Raw genomic sequence first — 19,453 nt, forward strand, 5'->3', positions numbered from 1 at the left:
TGTCATGAGCGTTGCACTTCCCCCCGCACAGGGTGGCGAGATCATCGACACCGTCGCCATCGCCCAAGCCGACCTGAAGGACGGGCCAGGAGGGTTCTGGCGCGATGTGTTCCGCCGGCTGCGGCGCAACCCGACCGCCTGGATCGGCGCTGCCATCGTGCTGCTGTTCATCCTGGTGGCAGCACTCGCTCCGGTGCTCTCGCCGTATCCCGAGACCGCGCTCCCCGGAGCGAAGTTCATCACCCCGACCCACATCCCCGGTCCTGGCGAGCTCGCGCAGTTCCCGCTCGGGCTCGACCGCTTCGGCGGCGATGTGCTGTCGAAGTTGATCTGGGGTGCACGGGCATCGCTCCTGGTCGGCGTGATCTCGACAGCGCTCGGTCTGGTCGGCGGCATGATCCTCGGGCTGCTCGCCGGCACGTTCGGCGGCTGGGTCGACACGCTGATCATGCGCATCGTCGACATCATCCTGTCGGTGCCGAACCTGCTGCTCGCGGTGTCGATCGCCGCGATCCTCGGTCAGACGCCGTTCGCGGTGATGATCGCGATCGGTGCCTCGCAGGTGCCGATCTTCGCGAGGCTGCTTCGGGCTTCGATGCTGCAGCAGCGTTCGAGCGACTATGTGCTCTCGGCGCAGACGCTCGGCCTCGGCCGCGGACAGATCACCATGTCGCACGTGCTGCCGAACGCGATCGGGCCGGTGATCGTGCAGGGCACCCTGACGCTCGCCACCGCCGTGATCGATGCGGCAGCGCTGTCGTTCCTCGGACTCGGCGGTGGCCGGCCCGAGACTGCGGAGTGGGGGCGCATGCTCACGTACGCGCAGGCCGAGCTCGCGATCGCTCCATGGCTCGCGTTCCTCCCCGGCATCTGCATCGCCATCACCGCGCTCGGCTTCACGCTGTTCGGTGAGGCGCTGCGTGAGGCCATGGACCCGAGGACGAGGGCACGATGAACGCCACGAAGGAGAATCAGATGTCCGGCGCACCGCTGCTGTCGGTCCAGGGCCTGGCGGTGGACTTCGCCACGATGGACGGTGTCGTGCATGCCGTCGAAGGCGTCGACCTCGAGATCGAGCCGGGGCAGACCGTCGCGATCGTTGGCGAGTCCGGTTCGGGTAAGTCGACGACCGCGATGGCGATCATCGGCCTGCTCGCCGGCGGAGGACGCATCGCCTCCGGCAGCATCCGCCTCGACGGACGCGAGATCTCGCACGCTCCGGAGCACGAGCTGCGCTCGATCCGCGGGCGCGACATCGGTCTCGTGCCGCAGGACCCGATGTCGAACCTCAACCCGGTCGCCAAGATCGGCACGCAGGTCGCCGAGACGCTGCTCGCGCACGGGCTCGCCACCAGGCAGAACGTGCAGGAGAAGGTGGTCGAGGCGCTGACCGCGGCCGGCCTGCCCGACCCGGAGCGCCGTGCGAAGCAGTACCCGCACGAGTTCTCGGGCGGCATGCGCCAGCGCGCGCTCATCGCCATCGGACTCGCATGCAAGCCTCGCCTGCTGATCGCCGACGAGCCGACGAGTGCGCTCGACGTCACGGTGCAGCAGACGATCCTCGATCAGATCGGGGCGATGACGCGTGAGCTCGGCACCGCGGTGCTGCTCATCACGCACGATCTCGGCCTCGCAGCCGAGCGTGCCGAGCGGGTGATCGTGATGCATCGCGGCAAGGTCGTGGAGCAGGGCGATGCGCGGCAGATCCTCGAGGATCCGCAGCATCCCTATACGCAGTCGCTGGTGAAGGCGGCACCATCGGTCGCGGTCGCGCGTCTGCAGCCGGCGGCGTTCCAGACGAAGGAGCGGGAGCAGGCGCCGGAGGGAGTCGGAGGGGCGGATGCTTCGACAGGCTCAGCAACCCAGGCGACGGGCTCAGCAACCCAGGCGACGGGCTCAGCAACCCAGGCGACAGGTTCGGTGGCCCAGGCCACCGGCTCGGCGAGCCGGGCGGAGCCGGTCGACAACATCGTCGAGATCGAGAACCTGACCAAGGTGTATCCGGTGCGGGGTCAGAAGGAGGACTTCGTCGCGGTCAAGGACGTGTCACTCGCGATCCCGCGCGGCGAGACGGTCGCGATCGTGGGGGAGTCGGGGTCGGGAAAGACCACGGCGGCTCGGATGCTGCTGAAGGTGATCGAGCCCACCAGCGGCCTGATCCGCTTCGAGGGCAAGGACATCTCCTCGCTCAGCAGGGCGGACACCAAGGACTTCCGGCAGCGCGTGCAGCCGATCTTCCAGGATCCGTATTCGAGCCTGAACCCGATGTTCACGATCGAACGGCTGATCGCCGAACCCCTCGACTTCTACAAGCGGGGGAGCGGCGCCGAGCGGCGCACGCGTGTGCGACAGCTGCTGGACGACGTGGCGCTGCCGCAGTCGATGCTGCGGCGGTATCCGTCCGAGCTGTCGGGAGGGCAGCGTCAGCGCGTCGCGATCGCGAGGGCGCTCGCGCTGTCGCCCGATCTGATCGTCTGCGACGAGCCGGTGTCGGCGCTCGACGTGCTGGTGCAGGACCAGATCCTGCGCCTGCTCGGCGACCTGCAGCGGGAATACGGGTTGAGCTATCTGTTCATCTCGCACGACCTCGCAGTGGTGCGACTGATCAGTGATTACGTGTGCGTCATGAAGGACGGTGCGCTCGTCGAGGCGGCGTCCTCCGAGGAGATCTTCACGAATCCACGCGACCCGTACACCCGTCGCCTGCTCGCGTCGATCCCGGGGAACGAACTCAACATCGCCTCCTGACAGGGTCGGGCCGAGGTATCCCGGCCCGGCCCTCGGGTGCCTTTTACCGCAGCATCCGACATTGGTCAAGGACTGCGCTTGCCATGTCGCAGAATCACACGTATAGTTGGTAGTTGCGCTCGCTTCTCCCTGCCCTCATATGGTGGTCGGCATTCGTTGAGGTCTTCGAGCGCACACTCCACCTGACGACAAAGGAATCGAGAAGCCCCGCGGGGCTCACGGAGGTTATTCCCTTGGCTGCTGCTCGCAACGCATCCACATCCACCACCACGAAGAACGGACGCGGAGCTTCCCGCCTCTCGTTCGCCAAGATCTCCGACACGCTGACGGTCCCTGACCTTCTCGCACTGCAGACCGAGTCCTTCGGTTGGCTGGTCGGCAACGACGCCTGGAAGGCGCGCGTTGCCGAGGCCAAGAAGGCCGGCCGCACCGACGTGAACGAGAACTCGGGCCTCGGCGAGATCTTCGAGGAGATCTCTCCCATCGAGGACCTCGGCGAGACGATGCAGCTGTCGTTCACGAACCCGTACCTCGAGCCGGAGAAGTACTCGATCGAGGAGTGCAAGGAGCGTGGCAAGACCTACGCCGCTCCGCTGTACGTCGAGGCCGAGTTCATGAACCACCTCACGGGTGAGATCAAGACCCAGACGGTCTTCATGGGCGACTTCCCGCTGCAGACCGACAAGGGGACGTTCATCATCAACGGTTCCGAGCGCGTCGTCGTCTCGCAGCTGGTGCGTTCTCCCGGTGTCTACTTCGACAAGACCCCCGACAAGACGTCCGACAAGGACATCGTGTCGGCTCGTGTCATCCCGAGCCGTGGTGCATGGCTCGAGTTCGAGATCGACAAGCGCGACCAGGTCGGCGTGCGCGTCGACCGCAAGCGCAAGCAGTCGGTCACCGTGTTCCTCAAGGCGCTGGGCATGACCAGCGAGGAGATCCTCACGGAGTTCGCCGGCTACACCTCGATCGAGGAGACGCTCGCGAAGGACACCATCGTCACGAAGGAAGATGCGCTCCGCGACATCTACCGCAAGCTGCGTCCGGGCGAGCAGGTCGCCGCCGAGGCAGCCCGTGCGCTGCTCGACAACTTCTACTTCAACCCGAAGCGCTACGACCTCGCGAAGGTCGGTCGCTACAAGATCAACCACAAGCTCGGTCTCGACCAGCCGCTGACCTCGTCGGTGCTGACCGTCGAGGACATCGTCGCGACGATCAAGTACCTGGTTCGTCTGCACGCGGGCACCGAGGAGACCTTCTCCGGCATCCGCTCGGGCAAGAAGGCCGAGATCCGTCTCGCGACCGACGACATCGACAACTTCGGCAACCGTCGTATCCGCGCTGTCGGCGAGCTCATCCAGAACCAGGTCCGCACGGGTCTGTCCCGCATGGAGCGCGTCGTCCGCGAGCGCATGACCACGCAGGACATCGAGGCCATCACGCCGCAGACCCTGATCAACGTGCGCCCCGTCGTCGCCGCGATCAAGGAGTTCTTCGGAACCTCGCAGCTGTCGCAGTTCATGGACCAGAACAACCCGCTCGCGGGTCTGACGAACAAGCGTCGTCTGTCCGCGCTCGGCCCCGGTGGTCTCTCGCGTGACCGCGCCGGCGTCGAGGTCCGTGACGTCCACCCCTCGCACTACGGCCGCATGTGCCCGATCGAGACGCCTGAAGGCCCGAACATCGGTCTGATCGGTGCACTCGCGACCTTCGCGCGCATCAACTCGTTCGGCTTCATCGAGACCCCGTACCGCAAGGTCACCGATGGCGTCGTCACCGAGCACATCGACTACCTCACGGCTTCCGAAGAGGTCGACTTCAACATCGCGCAGGCCAACGCCCCGCTCGATGCCAAGGGTCGCTTCATCGAGAGCCACGTCCTGGCCCGCCCCAAGGGCGGCAGCGGCGAGGTCGACATGTTCCTCCCGGAGGACATCGGCTACATCGACGTCTCGCCGCGCCAGATGGTGTCGGTCGCGACCTCGCTCGTGCCGTTCCTCGAGCACGACGACGCACAGCGCGCCCTCATGGGTGCCAACATGCAGCGTCAGGCTGTGCCGCTGCTCCGCAGCGACTCGCCGCTCGTCGGAACCGGTATGGAGGGCTACACGGCCATCGACGCCGGTGACGTGCTCACCGCCGAGAAGGCCGGTGTCGTCTCCGAGGTCTCCGCAGACCGCGTCGTCGTCATGCTCGACGAGGGTGGAACGCAGGAATACCACCTGCGCAAGTTCGACCGCTCGAACCAGGGCACGTCGTACAACCAGAAGGTCGTCGTCAACGCCGGTGAGCGCGTCGAGGTCGGAGAGGTCATCGCTGATGGCCCCGCCACCGAGAACGGTGAGCTGGCCCTCGGAAAGAACCTCCTCGTCGCGTTCATGACGTGGGAGGGCTACAACTTCGAGGACGCGATCATCCTGAGCCAGGACCTGGTGAAGGACGACACCCTCTCCTCGATCCACATCGAGGAGTACGAGGTCGACGCCCGCGACACGAAGCTCGGCAAGGAGGAGATCACCCGTGACCTCCCCAACGTCAGCCCCGAGCTGCTGAAGGACCTCGACGAGCGCGGCATCATCCGCATCGGTGCCGAGGTCCGCCCCGGCGACATCCTCGTCGGCAAGGTCACGCCGAAGGGCGAGACCGAGCTGTCGGCCGAGGAGCGTCTGCTCCGCGCGATCTTCAACGAGAAGAGCCGCGAGGTCCGCGACACGTCCCTGAAGGTGCCTCACGGCGAGCAGGGCACGATCATCGCGGTCAAGGAGTTCAACGCCGAAGACGGCGACGACGAGCTCGGCTCCGGCGTCAACCGCCGTGTCGTGGTCTACATCGCCCAGAAGCGCAAGATCACCGAGGGTGACAAGCTCGCCGGTCGTCACGGCAACAAGGGTGTCATCGCGAAGATCCTCCCGATCGAGGACATGCCGTTCCTCGCGGACGGAACCCCGGTCGACATCGTGCTCAACCCGCTCGGCATCCCGGGTCGAATGAACTTCGGCCAGGTCCTCGAGACCCACCTCGGGTGGATCGCGAAGCAGGGCTGGAAGGTCGAGGGCACCCCGGAGTGGGCAGCTCGTCTGCCGGAGCAGGCTTTCGAGGCTGCTCCCGGTACGAAGGTCGCCACCCCGGTGTTCGACGGTGCGAGCGAGGAGGAGATCGCAGGTCTCCTCGACGTGACCACCCCGACCCGTGACGGTGTCCGTCTCATCGACTCGACCGGAAAGACGCAGCTCTTCGACGGTCGTTCGGGTGAGCCGTTCCCGGCGCCGATCTCCGTGGGCTACATGTACATCCTGAAGCTCCACCACCTGGTCGACGACAAGATCCACGCACGCTCCACCGGTCCGTACTCGATGATCACCCAGCAGCCGCTCGGTGGTAAGGCGCAGTTCGGTGGCCAGCGCTTCGGTGAGATGGAAGTGTGGGCCCTCGAGGCCTACGGTGCCGCGTACGCGCTGCAGGAGCTCCTCACGATCAAGTCCGACGACATCCTCGGCCGCGTCAAGGTGTACGAGGCGATCGTCAAGGGCGAGAACATCCAGGAGCCCGGCATCCCTGAGTCCTTCAAGGTGCTCATGAAGGAGATGCAGTCGCTCTGCCTGAACGTCGAGGTCCTCTCGGCCGACGGCACGCTGGTCAACCTGCGCGACACCGACGACGAGGCCTTCCGTGCTGCGGAAGAGCTCGGAATCAACATCTCCAGCCGCTTCGAGGCCGCCTCGATCGACGAGATCTAACCCGCAGGCGAGCTCAGGCACCCACTGGGTGGCTGAGCTCGCCGGCGCCAGACTTCTCAAAAAGAATTCCGACACAGGAGAATTAGTGCTCGAGTCAAATACTTTCGATGAGCTTCGCATCGGCCTGGCCACTGCGGACCACATCCGCGCATGGTCGTACGGTGAGGTCAAGAAGCCCGAAACCATCAACTACCGCACGCTGAAGCCGGAGAAGGACGGTCTCTTCGGAGAGCAGATCTTCGGCCCGTCCCGCGACTGGGAGTGCGCCTGCGGCAAGTACAAGCGTGTCCGCTTCAAGGGCATCGTCTGCGAGCGCTGCGGCGTGGAGGTCACCAAGAGCTCCGTCCGTCGTGAGCGCATGGGCCACATCGAGCTCGCCGCTCCCGTCACCCACATCTGGTACTTCAAGGGTGTTCCCTCGCGTCTGGGCTACCTGCTCGACATGGCGCCGAAGGACCTCGAGAAGGTCATCTACTTCGCCGCCTACATGGTCATCTCGGTCGACGAGGAAGCTCGTCACCGCGACCTGGGCACGCAGGAGAACAACATCCGTCTCGAGCTGAAGACGCTCGGTGACCGCCGCGACGCGAAGATCGCTGAGCGCCTGGCTCGTCTCGAGGAGGAGCTCGCTGCTCTCGAGGCCGAGGGTGCCAAGGCCGACGCGAAGAAGAAGGTCAAGGACGCCGCCGAGAAGGAGATGACGCTCACCCGCAAGGGTGCAGACGAGGCCATCGCCAAGCTCGAGCGCGTGTGGGAGGACTTCCGCACGCTCGAGGTGGGCGCACTCCGCCCCGAGGACGACGTCTTCCACGAGCTGCAGGACCGTTTCGGTCAGTACTTCGAGGCCTACATGGGTGCCGAGTCGATCCAGCGTCGCCTCGCAGCCTTCGACCTCGCCGGCGAAGCCGAGAACCTGCGTCTGCAGATCTCCGAGGGCAAGGGTCAGCGCAAGATCCGCGCGATCAAGCGCCTGAAGGTCGTCAGCTCCTTCCTGGAGACCGGCATGAGCCCGGCCGCCATGGTGCTGGACGTCGTCCCGGTGATCCCGCCGGAGCTGCGCCCGATGGTGCAGCTCGACGGTGGCCGCTTCGCGACCTCCGACCTGAACGACCTCTACCGTCGTGTGATCAACCGCAACAACCGTCTTCGTCGTCTGATCGACCTCGGTGCTCCCGAGATCATCGTCAACAACGAGAAGCGCATGCTGCAGGAGGCCGTCGACGCACTGTTCGACAACGGTCGCCGTGGTCGCCCGGTCACCGGTACCGGCAACCGCGCCCTGAAGTCGCTCAGCGACATGCTGAAGGGTAAGCAGGGTCGTTTCCGTCAGAACCTGCTCGGCAAGCGCGTCGACTACTCGGGCCGTTCGGTCATCATCGTCGGCCCGCAGCTGAAGCTGCACCAGTGCGGTCTGCCCAAGCAGATGGCTCTGGAGCTCTTCAAGCCGTTCGTGATCAAGCGTCTGATCGACCTCGGTCACTCGCAGAACATCAAGGCGGCGAAGCGCGCCGTCGAGCGCACCCGTCCCGAGGTCTGGGACGTGCTCGAGGAGATCATCCGCGAGCGCCCTGTGCTGCTGAACCGTGCACCCACCCTGCACCGTCTCGGCATCCAGGCGTTCGAGCCCCAGCTCGTCGAGGGCAAGGCCATCCAGCTGCACCCGCTCGTCTGCGCGGCGTTCAACGCCGACTTCGACGGTGACCAGATGGCTGTGCACCTGCCGCTCTCGGTCGAGGCTCAGGCCGAGGCCCGCGTGCTGATGCTCGCGTCGAACAACATCCTGAAGCCGTCTGACGGCCGTCCGGTCACCCTGCCCTCGCAGGACATGATCATCGGTCTGCACCACCTGACCACGGTCAAGGCCGGCGCAGCCGGTGAGGGACGTGCGTTCGGTTCCGTCGGCGAGGCGATCCTGGCCAAGGACGAGGGAACCCTCGACCTGCAGGCGAAGATCCGCATCCGTATCCCCGGTCTCACGTTCCTCGAGGGCGAAGCCCCCGAGAACTACGACCGTCACGGTCTCGTCGACGCCTCGCTGGGTCAGGCGATCTTCAACGACACGCTGCCGAAGGGCTACCCGTTCGTCCGCGAGCAGGCTGACAAGAACAAGCTGTCGCAGATCGTCAACAAGCTGGCCGAGGAGTACCCCAAGGTCGAGACGGCTGCCTCGCTGGACCGCATCAAGGACGCCGGTTTCTACTGGGCAACGCGCTCCGGTGTGACCGTCGCGCTGAGCGACATCCTCACGCCGCCGAACAAGGCGGAGATCGTCGCGGGCTACGAGAAGCAGGCCGCGAAGGTCCAGTCGCAGTACGAGAAGGGTCTGACGACCGACACCGAGCGTCGCCAGGAGCTCATCAAGATCTGGACCGAGGCGACCGACGAGGTGCAGACGGCCATGAAGGCCAACTTCCCCGAGGACAACACCATCAACCGCATGGTGTCGTCGGGTGCTCGTGGTAACTGGCTGCAGATCCGGAACATCGCCGGTATGCGTGGTCTGGTGAACAACCCCAAGGGTGAGATCATCCCGCGTCCGATCATCTCCTCGTACCGCGAGGGTCTGTCGGTTGCGGAGTACTTCATCGCGACGCACGGTACCCGTAAGGGTCTGGCCGACACCGCTCTGCGTACTGCCGACTCCGGGTACCTGACCCGTCGTCTGGTGGATGTCTCGCAGGACGTCATCATCCGTGAAGAGGACTGTGGCACGTCGAAGGGCCTCGAGCTCCCGATCGCCTCGCCGAACTCGCAGGGTGAGCTCGTCCGCGACGCGAACGTCGAGAACTCGGTGTTCGCTCGTACGCTGGCCTCCGCTGTCATCGACAGCAAGGGTGAGGTCCTCGCCGAAGCCGGTGAGGACGTCGGCGACGTGCTCATCGACAAGCTGGTGGGTCTTGGCGTCGAGACGATCAAGGTTCGCTCGGTCCTGACCTGCGACTCCGCCGTCGGTGTCTGCGCGCAGTGCTACGGACGTTCGCTCGCGACCGGTAAGACGGTCGACATCGGCGAGGCCGTCGGCATCATCGCGGCCCAGTCGATCGGTGAGCCCGGTACCCAGCTGACGATGCGTACCTTCCACACCGGTGGTTCGGCATCTGCTGATGACATCACGCAGGGTCTGCCCCGTGTGCAGGAGCTGTTCGAGGCGCGTACCCCCAAGGGTGCGTCCCCGATCGCCGAGGCAGACGGGCGCATCACGATCGACGAGACCGACAAGGGCAAGAAGGTCATCCTGACGCCCGACAGCGGCGACGAGCCGGTCATCTACCCGGTGCTGAAGCGTGCGACGCTTCTCGTCGAGGACGGCCAGCACGTCACGGTCGGTCAGCCGATCCTGGTGGGAACGCTGGACCCCAAGGAGATCATGCGCGTCATGGGTGCTCGCGAGGTGCAGCGATACCTCGTCGGTGGCGTCCAGGGCGTGTACCGCTCGCAGGGTGTGCCGATCCACGACAAGCACATCGAGGTCATCGTCCGTCAGATGCTCCGCAAGGTCACCGTCGTCGATCACGCCGACACGACCCTGCTCCCGGGTGAGATGGTCGACCTCAAGCGCTACCAGACGATCAACCGCGAGGCTGTGGCAGAGGGCAAGCGCCCCGCGTCCGGTCGCCCGGAGCTGATGGGTATCACGAAGGCGTCGCTCGCGACCGAATCGTGGCTGTCCGCTGCTTCCTTCCAGGAGACGACCCGCGTGCTCACGCAGGCCGCCATGGAGGGCAAGCGCGACCCGCTGGTCGGTCTCAAGGAGAACGTCATCATCGGAAAGCTCATCCCCGCCGGAACCGGTCTCTCGAAGTACCGCGACGTCACGGTCGAGGCCACCGAGGAAGCCAAGAGCGAGCGCTACCCGAACCGGATCTTCGCATCCGACGGTGCGTACGCTGACGGCGACTTCGGCTACGTCGACTTCGACGCGTTCTCGACGGACGACATCACCCCCGGTACCTACAACTGAGGTGTGACTGAATGAAGAAGGCCCCGGGGTTCTCCTCGGGGCCTTCTTCGTGTCTGCGGATGCTTTGTGCTGCAGGTGGTGTGGACGTGCGGGGCGCAGGTTCGCAGAGGGAGGTGTCGCAGATGGCCGCGTCCGCGCTCGTGATGCGGCCATCTGCGACACCTGCCAGAAGAGAGGTGCCGGAACTGGCCGCTTCGTGAGCCGCGATACGGCCATCTGCGACACCTGCCCGCCGCGCGTGACACCTTTTCCGCGTGCGCGCAGCGCAGGATCAGCCGAACAGCCTGGCGACGATCGCCGAGGTGTACCCCGTGGGGGCGAGATTCGAGTACCGAGTGTCGATCAGGATGCCGTCACGCCAGAACAAGGTGCGACCGTCGGTGACCGGGTACTGCTCGTTCGGCCAGGTCTTCTCGCAGCGGGTGCCGCCGTCGGGGGTGAAGCAGGAGAATCCTTCGTCATTCGCCAGCGCATTGAGCATGTCGAGGGCGGGCCCACGGTTCATCTTCGAGATCTTCGTGGTCAGCCCGGTCGTGTCTGCGCCGGGACTCGCCCAGATGCAGGTGAGCGACCCGTCGGACCCCACGCCCGACGGGCCGAACGCGGCGTCATTGAGCGGCGTGTCCCCGAGTTCGGCGAGGACCGACTCGGAGAGGATCGCACGGCAGTCGGTCGGCAGCGCGATGGTCTTCGTCGTGGCCGTCGGACTTGGTGATGGACTTGCGCTCGCGTCGGGCGACGAGGTCTCGGATGCGGACGCGGATGCCGGTGGGCTGCTGGTCGAGCCGGCGCCGTCGCCGGACACGGGGCCGCACGCGGTCAGGGCGGCGACGAGCACGAGCAGAGCGGCGACGGTGACGGGGCGGGCGTTCATGACCACACCGTACAGCGGCGCGCACAGCGTGGGCGAGCGGATCGCCGGGCGTCATCCGACGGTGTGCCGGCGCGATATTCTCAGCAGGTGAACACTGAGACCTCCCCAGGAACCGTGGTCGTCATCGGAGACGCCCTGATCGACGAGATCCGTGATGATGCAGGCGTGCGCGAGCTCGTGGGCGGCGCCGCGCTGAACGTCGCGGTCGGCCTTCGCCGACTCGGCGTCGAGACCACCCTGATCGCGATGGTGGGCGACGACGAACCCGGAGCGCACATCCGCGAGTACCTCGCCGACCATGGCGTGCAGCTGATCGCCAGCCCCGCGCCGCTCGGTTCCTCTCGAGCGATCGTCGAGCGTGCGGCGAACGGCGAACCGCAGTACGTGTTCAACGAGGCCGCGCAGCGGCGCAGCATCCGCTATTCCGATGAAGCGCGACGGGCGATCGCGGAGGCCGGGCTGGTCGCGATCAGCTGTTTCCCCTTCGACGTGCCGGACGAGGTCGATGCGCTGGTCGATGCGCTCGGCGATGCCCGTGTCGCGGTCGATCCGAATCCGCGTACGGGGATGCTGAGCGACCGCGCCGAGTTCGTCCGCGGCTTCGAGCGGCTGGCCGCGGATGCCGCGATCGCGAAGGTCGGTGCGGATGACGCGGCGATCCTCTACGACGGCGATCTCGATGCGCTCCGAGCCCGTCTGCGTGAACTGGGCACGGCAGCCGTCCTGGCCACCGCCGGCTCGGACGGGGCCACGATCGACGTCGAGGCCGGAGTCGCATCGGCCCCGATCTCGGAGCTACCCGGACCGATCATCGACACGGTCGGTGCCGGCGATGCCACCCTCGCAGCGGTCTCGGCGGGTCTCGTGCAGGGCTCTCCAGTCGCGTTGGGGGAGTGGCGTGCACTGCTTCAGCGAGCCATGGACATCGCGGCGGCGACCTGCCGTGCCGAGGGCGGACTCCTGCGCACTCCTGAGTCGTTGACGGATGCCGGACGAGGCGTGCACGGGAGCTGACTCCTCGATTTCTTGACCCCGGCTCTGACCCGTATACTTATTCTTCGTGCCCCCGGTTGGCTGTCCAAGTCGGACGGGTGCGCTCTGGCGAGTTACCCAAGCGGCCAAAGGGATCTGACTGTAAATCAGACTGCATCGCATTCGGGGGTTCGAATCCCTCACTCGCCACCACGGGGTGTTCGCGGATCTAAGCACCACACGTTCGCGTATCTCAACTAGCACCGCACAGAAAGAGCCGCCGAGAATCTCGGTGGCTCTTTCTGCTTCATCGGTGTCGGTGCGGCCTCAGCTATCCGCGCCAGTCCTTCGTCTCCAGCCATCGGAGGAACGGGATCGCGACGCTTCCTTCGCGAAGGCGGGCTTGTTCGTGAGCGGAGCGCAGTCGTTGCTCCGTGAACGTGATGCCTGAGGAGGGTGCGCCAAGCCACCTCAATGTGCTCAGCGTCTGCTCGAACACCTGATTCCATTTGCCTGGACGATCACGCCTCAGCTCGCACGGCAATGTCAGAATGTGCGTGGGGGAGAGGAGCGCTTCGTCACGTGCGCGTGAGCGTGCTTCCTGGAGGTCATGCACGCTTCCTTCTAGCGGTGCGTCGGCGAGGAGCTCATCGGTCTCGTCCAGGAAAACGAAGTGCGGTGACCTCCCCGCCCTCCATGTTCCGAAGAGAGAACTGCTAGGGCTCGGTACACCGTAGTGGGCCCACGCGCGTCGAGCGGGCAGCCTGTGCAGTAAGAAGTTGTGTGCTTGCTCTCGTGCTGCGTGGCTGGTCTCGTCAATTGCGTGGCCGCTCTCCGCCATGGCGATGTCCGACGTGGTCGTGAGGCCATAGCCTAACGCGAGCGAGACCAGGGAAGCCACGTTCTTCACCCAGCTCGTCTGCGTTGTAGCCACGAACGCCAAAGACCGTAGACCCTGCCACGGCACAGACAACACGGCGTCCCGAGGTGACGTGACGTACGAGATCGACCACGACGTGGGCTCGGCAACAGCGCCCACAGGAGGGCGCTCCCACCGGTAGCCGGCGCCCACACATCGTCTTCGTCGCCGTCGTAGCAGTCGGCGTCGATGAACTCGAGCCGGAAGATGATGCGGGCTTCCGGGCTCAGGTCTCGTCCTTCGCGGGCGAAGGTGTTGGCCTCCGCGCGAAGGCTTGCGGCCAGGATGGCGATGAGTCGCTCCGCCGTCTCGAGGTCCGCTCGCTTCATCTAGATGACCGCCGCGTTCCCGTCGGGAGCCCACCCGTCAGTGTTCTCGTCGTGACTGACGACCCACTGCCCATCGACGCCGACCTCGTCTACGCGCGCCCGGACTGCCTCGCTCTGGTTGTCGTTGCTCCAGGTTGCCATGATGTCCTGGAGGCGGGTGGCGAGAGGTCGATGCTCTTCGCTCCCGCGTGAGCTTTTCGGAGGGTATGGCGGAATTGTGTCCCCCATTCGGGGACAGATTCCCGTACCTGAGTGTCTCGAAGGCCGGAGCGCTGCGCGCAGTTTCTGACCCCCAAAAAATCAAGTGTCCTCAACGGGAATGTCATTCGAGAAGGGGGCTAGGCCTATGAGTAGCATGTGCGTCTCTAATGTGAAAGTGAGACCGTGCAGCGATTGTCCGACCGCTTGAGGGCGCCTGGGGCTCGGGTTAGAACCGGGAAATATCCCAGTTCCGGGGATGAAATGCTTGGCTCGATGGAGTGCACGCTGCTGTCAATCTGCGAGCCTGTCGTCGTCTGAGATGGCGGATCGACGCGTGCAGTCGGCGTCAAACGTCTGGTCTGGTGACGTGATGTTTCACATTTCGGTTGGCTTGACCGTCAGGATCTGTGACAAGTAGTCTCCGAAAGAGCGACAGGCTAAAGGAGCTGGGGGGCTGCACGATGTCGAGCACACTGAGCGCATCTGTGGCCACCGGTGAGCCTAAGAGTTCTCACGTCATCCCGCGACTTCTGCGCTCCACCAATATTCTGCGAGAGACAAATGTGTACGTCACTGATTCGAACGGTGTGGCTTCAAGCCTTGCGCTGAGTTTGATGGACGATACTGAGCGGCATCGCATGCACCGTCTCGACAAACGACACCGCGCCGACTTTGCGAAGCGGCGAGCCGTCCTGCGCCTGATTCTCGGGGCTTGTCTGGAAACAGTGCCAGATACGCCGTTTGAATCGTCAGCCTGCCGGCGATGCGGCGTTGCGCACGGCGCACCAATCAATACCTTCCTTCGGCGTGCCGGTCTGTCAGCGTCGGTAAGCCACACCGGTGGCCTTGTCGCCGTCGCTCTCTCTCCTCACCGCGTCGGTGTTGACATCGATTCCGTCGCAGGGGTGACGCCACCAGCCATATCCTTGGCCTTCACCCGCGGCGAACAGCTGGCGCTCCAGCGATCAGATCCTTCGAACCGACAGACTGTTGCCGCGCGAATATGGACGTCAAAGGAGGCGGCTTCGAAGGCTAGTGGCGAGGGCAGCCTGCTCCCGTTTCGTAACTGGGAGGTCAGCGCTAAGGCATCGGACTTCGCCGGTGCAGTCTTGGTGAGCTCGCCGCTACAAGACCAGTGGTCTGGGGTTACGATCCAACACTCAGCCGATCATGTCCTCTCCGTGGTTCTGAGCGCGGAGCCCAGCGGAGAACACAGGCCTTTCATCGCCAACACTGTCGCGATGGGAAGCGTACGACTGCACGTTGACCATCTGAGCATCGCCACGATCACGAGGCGGATCCCGAGTGATCCGAACGACCACGTCAACAACCATGGGGGCCATCATGACGACTGACCAGACGATCCTTCTGTTTCCGGGCCAAGGAGCATATGCTCCAGGATGCATTGACGAAGCCGCGGTTATCGACCCGCAGACTTATGAGGCTGTTCGCGCTGTCGGTGTCGAGCTACTCTCCGTCGACATCGAGGAGTTGCGCCATGACCCTCGTCCGCTCAGCGCTCTCGTACAGGACGCCTCGAAAGCTATCCAGCTTTCCATCTTTCTCGCCGCCGTTGTGGCGGGAAACAGGGCACTTGGCGCCTCGTCTCCTCAAAGCCTCATCGGCCACAGCTTCGGCGAGATCGCGGCGTGGACCGTCGGCGGGGCGTTTACCCCCGCCGACGGCGCCCGCATCGTTGCTCATCGAGTCCTAGCACTCGACGCCCATGCAGCACGAGATGGAGCGATGGCCGTATTCAAAGCCGTGCGCGGCCAAGTAGCCGCACTTTTGGATGCCGTTGGTTCAGATTCGCTTGTGATTGCTGGGACGAACAGCACCGACCAGATCGTGGTCTCTGGCCCGGTGAATCTGCTGTCGAAGGCAGAATCGTTGGCTGCCGTCCTCGACATTGCTACTGCGCGGATCGCGTCTCCCTATGCATTCCATAATCCGCAGCTCTGGGGCGCACGAGCAGCGTTTCAGGATGCTGTGGCAGCGGTGCCCCAACTGCGGCTCATGCGTTCTGCGGTCGCACCAGCGAAAGCGAAGCGCTGGCGGCTTACGAAGCCCGCCGCAATGCGATCTCGCGACCGTTTTACGAGTACACGTGCGACTTCGCCAGCCTCGAGCCCTACCCGCCGGATGTCCGGGAGTTCCTTTCACACGCTGTCGATTCCTCCGAGCATGCATCTGCGCTCACAGGATTGTTCGCGCAGACCACAGATCCCCTCGAGTTCTTTGCCGTCGAACAAGTGGTGGACATTCTCCGTGAGGCGCAACGTCCGGTACGGGACTGGCGTCTACGGACGTTGACAGCCGTCGCTGGGAATCGGGCACACCCATGGCGGCTAGCGCTGGCATCGTCGATGCTCTATCCACGCCTGGGCGAACTTGGGCGGTATCTATCACAGCACGCCACTCCCAATCGGCAAGAACTCAGTAAGAGAAGGGACCCTCAATGGTCTACGCAATAATCGTACGAAACAAGGTTCGAAACACTTTCGAGCAGATCAACTTGGGCAATTACGCCGCAATGGTCGCCGGGCTCAGTGACGAGTTCGAGTACGTGTTCCGCGGAGAACACGCTCTTGGGGGTCGAAGGGTCACCAAGGAGGCCATGAACCGCTGGTGGGAGCGAACGCTAAGCGTGCTCCCCGGCGCTAAGTTCGATGTTCAGGAGGTTCTCGTCAATGGAGGTCCTTGGAAAACCCGAATTGCAGTGCGCTCTCTTGTCAGCGGTCCGCTCCCTGACGGTGAAAGATATGAAAACACCGTGTTCCAATTCATGACGTTGACGTGGGGCAAAGTCACGGCCGTCGAAACCGTTGAGGATCTTCAGATCCTTGAGCGTGCGCTGAAAAAGGTTGCAGACGCGGGGAACCCCGAAGCAGCCGCTCCGCCGATCAATGGGTGATCTCTTGGCCTCTTCAGCATCCTCAGCTCCACCCCAACGGTCATCGACGTTCAGTGAGTCTGGACCGCGTGTGGCCCTCATTCTTGTGATTACGGGCGTCGCGCTCTTCATGACCGGCCTTGACAATCTCGTCGTGACAGTAGCGCTACCGACTATTCGCGAGACCTTGGAAGTCAGCGTCAGTGACCTATCCTGGACCGTCAATGCCTACACGATGACGTTCGCCGTCTTCATGTTGGGAGCCGCCAGCGTTGGCAACCGCTTCGGGCGGCGGAATAGCTTCATATTCGGAGTGTTGCTGTTTACGCTGTCCTCGGCGCTGGTCGCTGTCTCGGGAGATCTTGTGATGTTCGGCGTGGCGCGCGCGGCGCAAGGACTTGGCGCTGCACTGATGGTCCCCCTCGCCTTCACGCTCGTAAGCATGTACTCGATCCCACAACGAACGCCTATCTACCTCGGTGTGCTGGGAGGGATTAGCGGTCTTGCTGTGGCGCTTGGGCCGTTCATCGGTGGTCTGATTGTTGTTGCATGGTCCTGGCAGGCGATCTTCTGGGTAAATGTGCCTATCGGAATCGTTTTGGCCGTGGGAACCATTTCGGTTGTTCCGAGAGACTCTCGTGCCTCGGCGCGCGTCGACTACGTGGGGTTTGTCACACTCGCCACGGGCATGTTTCTTGTCGTGCTGGGGGTGCTCTCCCTGTCTCAGCATCAGTTGGGCGCCGCGCTCTCCATCACGTTTGTCCTCGGTGGCATAGGAATAGTCTGTGGCTTCGTTTGGCTTCAGAGCCGGTCAGCTTCCCCGCTGTTTTCTAGACGACTGATGAGGTCTCGTGGATTGACGCTGTCGGTGGCAACTGCGTTCTTCGGCACTGCGGGCATCTTCGGAGCGGTCTTCTTGCTGATGCAATACCTTCAGCTTGTTCTTGGCTTCGGAGCATCAGAAACCGGCATCGCGACCCTGCCGTGGACCCTTGTACCACTCGTCGCGGCGCCCTTGGCGGGTCTTGTGGCGAGCAAAGTAGGAATGAAGGCGCCCCTCGTGATTGGTGCAGTCTTGCAGTTCACCGCCCTCGTGTGGTTCGCGTTCGTGATTTCACCTGACGTCCCGTACGTGCTGCTTGTGCCAGGCATGGTTCTTGCGGGCATCGGGATGGGAGTCTTCTTCGCGCTCGTCACAGGACAAGCCATGGCACTTGTCGCACGCAAAGACGATGCTGACGCATCAGGACTGAGCAACTCGTCCCGAGAGCTCGGCGTCCTGGTCGGCATTGCGACCGTGTCAGTAGTCTTCGCGGTGGTGGGTGGCGGAGTCAGGCCCGAAGAGTTCGCTCAAGCCACACCTGCAGTGCTTGCCGTGGCGGCGGCGCTTCAGCTGATCAGCGTCATAACCGCTGCGCTGGTCCCAGACGAACGAAAGCTCGAAGAAGCGGAAGTGCATCGATGACCGAAAAGTCCGTCCTCATTACTAGCTCGCCACTGCTCGGACATCTCACGCCGGGAGTCCTCATCGGAGCGGAGCTTGCGCGCAGAGGACATCGCGTCCGTGTCCTCACCGGTGCGCGGCACCGCGAAAGAGTGGAGCGAGCGGGATTGGAGTTCGTCCCGCTTGACGTTGCTGCCGATTTTGATGATCGCGACATGCGATCTGCCTTCCCTCAAGTGGCGGACCTGACCGGAATCCGAGGATTGAGCGCCGGGGTGCTCGAGGTGTTTTCGAAGCCTGTCGATGCGCAGTTTGCTTCCGTAGAGCGAGCTCTGGGCGACGTACCGACCGACGTTGTTCTGTCCGAGATGCTCTTCGCTGGCGTGTATCCGCTCGCTCTTCTTCCGAAAAGCGAGCGGCCAAGGATCGGGATCCTGGGGATTAGCCCAATGACACTCGGTGCTCCGGGGCTTCCGCCCTACGGGATGGGACTGCTTCCCGCTACTGGACCCATTGGCTCTCTTCGAAACTGGATCTTGTACCAAGCAGCGAACAGAGTCGTTCTCCGACCCGCACAGAAGTACTTGGCTCAGGCCATGAGACGACTTACCGACACAACACTTTCTGTCCCCTTCTTCGAGATGCCTGGTCTGGGTGATGCCCTGATTCACCTGGGGACACAAGGCTTTGAGTATCCGAGACCCAGACCTCGAACTCGACTGATCTTCGCGGGTCCACTCAGCTCGCGGAACGTCGGCGGCGAGGTGCCTGACTGGGCGGAGGACATCGAAGGGAGAAAGGTCGTCCATGTTACTCAGGGGACGGTCGCGAACGCTGACCTTCGCGAGCTGGTGGTACCTACCGTCGAGTCTTTACGAGGAACCGAAACTCTCGTCGTGATCACCGGAGGCGGTCGGCCCGCGGACGAGGTGCTGACGGAGCTGCGGCAGCACCTCGGGGAACTGCCCGACAATATCCGCGTGTCGACCTTCTTGGACTACGAGTGGCTCTTCCCAAGGATCCAGCTCTTCATCACCAACGGTGGCTATGGAGGGGTGAACGAAGCGCTTAGACATGCCGTTCCCGTTGTCGTCGTTGGCAACACCGAAGACAAGCCAGAAGTAGCCGCTCGAGTTGAGTGGTCCCGAGTCGGTGTTCGCGTCCGATCGACACTTCCGAGCGCCGGGGAGATGCGCAAAGCCATCGACCTGGTGCTCGGCGATCCGTCGTTTCGGGATCGAGCTGCGACCATGTCCGAGGAGATCGCGTCGTCTCCCGGCCTTGACGTGATTGAGGAGTTCGTGACGCAACCTAGCGGAGCCGCTAGCGCGGACAACAGCCCTTCAACCTAAGGAAGGTTCCGCTAGCAGCTAGG

General features: G+C 64.0%; 11 protein-coding genes and 1 tRNA gene. 11 read left to right on the plus strand and 1 reads right to left on the minus strand.

The window, feature by feature from the left end; genetic code table 11:
* The first annotated feature begins 4 nt into the window (after positions 1-4).
* The 4 genes from RS83_RS09220 to rpoC all read left to right on the plus strand — a co-directional run bounded on the left by RS83_RS09220 (position 5) and on the right by rpoC (position 10,446).
* Positions 5-955 (plus strand): ABC transporter permease, encoded by a 951-nt coding sequence (locus RS83_RS09220; RefSeq protein WP_045279218.1) that lies wholly within the window; start codon positions 5-7, stop codon positions 953-955.
* Entirely contained in the window at positions 952-2,748 is a 1,797-nt protein-coding gene (locus tag RS83_RS09225) for an ABC transporter ATP-binding protein (RefSeq protein WP_045279219.1), read from the plus strand. The genes RS83_RS09220 and RS83_RS09225 overlap by 4 nt, the downstream gene beginning before the upstream one ends.
* 233 nt (positions 2,749-2,981) lie before the next feature.
* On the plus strand, positions 2,982-6,485 hold the full coding sequence (locus RS83_RS09230; RefSeq protein WP_045279220.1) for a DNA-directed RNA polymerase subunit beta: 3,504 nt from the start codon (positions 2,982-2,984) through the stop codon (positions 6,483-6,485).
* Positions 6,486-6,570: 85 nt separating this feature from the next.
* Positions 6,571-10,446: a DNA-directed RNA polymerase subunit beta' gene (gene rpoC, locus RS83_RS09235; protein WP_045279221.1), complete on the plus strand. Its 3,876-nt coding sequence runs from the start codon at positions 6,571-6,573 to the stop codon at positions 10,444-10,446.
* A gap of 271 nt (positions 10,447-10,717) precedes the next feature.
* Here rpoC and RS83_RS09240 read toward each other — a convergent pair whose 3' ends face one another.
* Positions 10,718-11,320, minus strand: a complete 603-nt coding sequence (locus tag RS83_RS09240; RefSeq protein WP_045279420.1) for a hypothetical protein — start codon at positions 11,318-11,320, stop codon at positions 10,718-10,720.
* A gap of 87 nt (positions 11,321-11,407) precedes the next feature.
* Here RS83_RS09240 and RS83_RS09245 point away from each other — a divergent pair, with 87 nt between their 5' ends.
* The 7 genes from RS83_RS09245 (at position 11,408) to RS83_RS18770 (ending at position 19,430) form a co-directional block, all read left to right on the plus strand.
* Positions 11,408-12,334: a PfkB family carbohydrate kinase gene (locus RS83_RS09245; protein ID WP_045279222.1), complete on the plus strand. Its 927-nt coding sequence runs from the start codon at positions 11,408-11,410 to the stop codon at positions 12,332-12,334.
* Between the two features lie 86 nt (positions 12,335-12,420).
* Positions 12,421-12,505, plus strand: a tRNA-Tyr gene (locus RS83_RS09250).
* Positions 12,506-14,379: 1,874 nt separating this feature from the next.
* Positions 14,380-15,096 carry a 4'-phosphopantetheinyl transferase family protein gene (locus RS83_RS19255; protein WP_419760978.1) on the plus strand — a complete coding sequence of 239 codons (717 nt, stop codon included), beginning with the start codon at positions 14,380-14,382 and terminating at the stop codon, positions 15,094-15,096.
* The gene (locus tag RS83_RS18565; RefSeq protein ID WP_197072098.1) at positions 15,086-16,054 is read left to right on the plus strand and encodes an acyltransferase domain-containing protein; all 969 of its coding nucleotides are present in this window, start codon (positions 15,086-15,088) and stop codon (positions 16,052-16,054) included. Before RS83_RS19255 ends, RS83_RS18565 begins: the two co-directional genes overlap by 11 nt.
* 145 nt (positions 16,055-16,199) lie before the next feature.
* Positions 16,200-16,655, plus strand: coding sequence for a nuclear transport factor 2 family protein (locus RS83_RS09265; protein WP_045279225.1), 456 nt, complete (start codon positions 16,200-16,202; stop codon positions 16,653-16,655).
* Positions 16,656-16,725: 70 nt separating this feature from the next.
* The gene (locus tag RS83_RS09270; RefSeq protein WP_052679027.1) at positions 16,726-18,099 is read left to right on the plus strand and encodes an MFS transporter; all 1,374 of its coding nucleotides are present in this window, start codon (positions 16,726-16,728) and stop codon (positions 18,097-18,099) included.
* A complete protein-coding gene (locus RS83_RS18770) occupies positions 18,096-19,430 on the plus strand; it encodes a glycosyltransferase (RefSeq protein ID WP_045279227.1) in 1,335 nt (444 codons plus the stop codon). The genes RS83_RS09270 and RS83_RS18770 overlap by 4 nt, the downstream gene beginning before the upstream one ends.
* Positions 19,431-19,453: the final 23 nt, after the last annotated feature.

The organism is Microbacterium oxydans, from assembly GCF_000956525.1.
GTDB lineage: Bacteria > Actinomycetota > Actinomycetes > Actinomycetales > Microbacteriaceae > Microbacterium > Microbacterium oxydans_A.

Excerpts from the sequence above, each read along its gene's own strand:
- RS83_RS18565 (WP_197072098.1), top strand. The coding sequence starts at position 15,086 with ATGACGACTGACCAGACGATCCTTCTGTTTCCGGGCCAAGGAGCATAT.
- RS83_RS09265 (WP_045279225.1), top strand. The coding sequence starts at position 16,200 with ATGGTCTACGCAATAATCGTACGAAACAAGGTTCGAAACACTTTCGAG.
- RS83_RS19255 (WP_419760978.1), top strand. The coding sequence starts at position 14,380 with ATGCACCGTCTCGACAAACGACACCGCGCCGACTTTGCGAAGCGGCGA.
- RS83_RS09225 (WP_045279219.1), top strand. The coding sequence starts at position 952 with ATGAACGCCACGAAGGAGAATCAGATGTCCGGCGCACCGCTGCTGTCG.
- RS83_RS09240 (WP_045279420.1), bottom strand. The coding sequence starts at position 11,320 with ATGAACGCCCGCCCCGTCACCGTCGCCGCTCTGCTCGTGCTCGTCGCC.
- RS83_RS09220 (WP_045279218.1), top strand. The coding sequence starts at position 5 with ATGAGCGTTGCACTTCCCCCCGCACAGGGTGGCGAGATCATCGACACC.
- RS83_RS18770 (WP_045279227.1), top strand. The coding sequence starts at position 18,096 with ATGACCGAAAAGTCCGTCCTCATTACTAGCTCGCCACTGCTCGGACAT.